1 protein-coding gene is annotated in these 1,329 nt (G+C 35.3%); it reads right to left on the bottom strand.

Annotation, left to right across the window (positions count from 1 at the left end; all coding sequences use genetic code 11):
- Positions 1-46: 46 nt before the first annotated feature.
- Positions 47-952, bottom strand: coding sequence for a phosphodiester glycosidase family protein (locus F6K13_RS33515; protein ID WP_124155696.1), 906 nt, complete (start codon positions 950-952; stop codon positions 47-49).
- Positions 953-1,329 lie beyond the last annotated feature (377 nt).

The raw sequence follows: 1,329 nt of genomic DNA, 5'->3' as shown, positions 1-1,329 counted from the left end.
TGAAGAAATAGCCTATCTATTTGTAGCAAATATTTATCAAACTGGTCTAAGGTAGAGCATAAAATCCTAAATGGTTAGCAATTGAACGTTCACGCATAGGTACAAGAGTATGAGTTGGTGAATTTAATAATTTAGCTTGGGAATTAGAATTTACTACTAAAGTTGTTGAACCACCACCATCTAAATTTAATGCTTTATCAGCACCTAAATTAATAATAAATTTAGTTAATTCTGCCAAAGTAACACCATTACTATAAAAAGGCTGTTTACCATCAACTAAAATTAACCATAATTTATCTCCTGTTTGATTAATTGCTACTGCTGTCCGTGGATAGGGTTTTTGATTCAAAGGTGAATTTTTTGGCAGAGTAACTGCTTGACCATTAGCAACTAAAATTAAATTACCAGAGATAGCTTGAATAGTTTGAGCTGAACAAATAGAGTTATCTGATATTTGAGCATAATTATTAACACTCAAACATAAAGTCGGCCAGTTTCTATCAATTATAGAGTAGTCATCACCATTAGATATTGCCCGACCAACTACATTAACTAAATCACCACTTTTAGGGTAAAAATCCCAAGGCGTCTTTTCATAAAAGGGGGAGAAAAAATTGGCATTTATTGCTAGTTGTAAATCAAATTCATTGACAAATTCAGAAGTGGTGCGGGCACGAATTTTCATATCTGGAAAAGTAGAAATTCTTGGTGTGACTAATGCTTTTACTCCAGGGGTGTTCAGAGCTATAGTCACAACATGAATCATGACCTGGCGTGGTTGAGAAAAGGCAAATCTTTGATAAATAATGCCTGGAAATAGTAATAAGTTAGTGTTAGTTCGAGGTGGGCGAATAACAGCAAGTATAGTAGTAATTGTTAGTAGTAAAACCAAGCATAAAACTATGCTAATAGTCAACAGCGATCGCCATGTAAAAATTCTAGAGCGAGACATTAAATAAAGTCCTCATAACTATAGCAGTACAAAGAATCTGTTATATTCTAGCTTTGGTGTGTTATGGTAGAAGGAAGAATGTTTTAGTTATCTAGGCGATTAGTTATCTAGGAGAGAAGGAAAAATCTGGCGTTGTCTGAGTTTTAAGCTTTTGATACGTCCGCTCCCTTTCCTTCGACTGCTATACATTCCAAAGCACTCTGCTAGTAAAGTTTCTGCTTAATTAAGAAGAATAAATCAAACCTGCCGGATTTGAAGAAGGAGACAGGAGACAGGAGACAGGAGACAGGAGGAAAATTACATGGGGATTCTCACCCCAAGTAATTTTGAACACCGTGTAGACGGTGGGGTATTAAACCCACAAAGAAAATGATAAT

The organism is Okeania sp. SIO2B9 (genome assembly GCF_010672505.1).
Classification (GTDB): Bacteria; Cyanobacteriota; Cyanobacteriia; order Cyanobacteriales; family Microcoleaceae; genus Okeania; species Okeania hirsuta.
The sequence above is the reverse complement of the archived record's forward strand: the minus strand, read 5'-3'. Positions and strand labels throughout refer to the sequence as shown.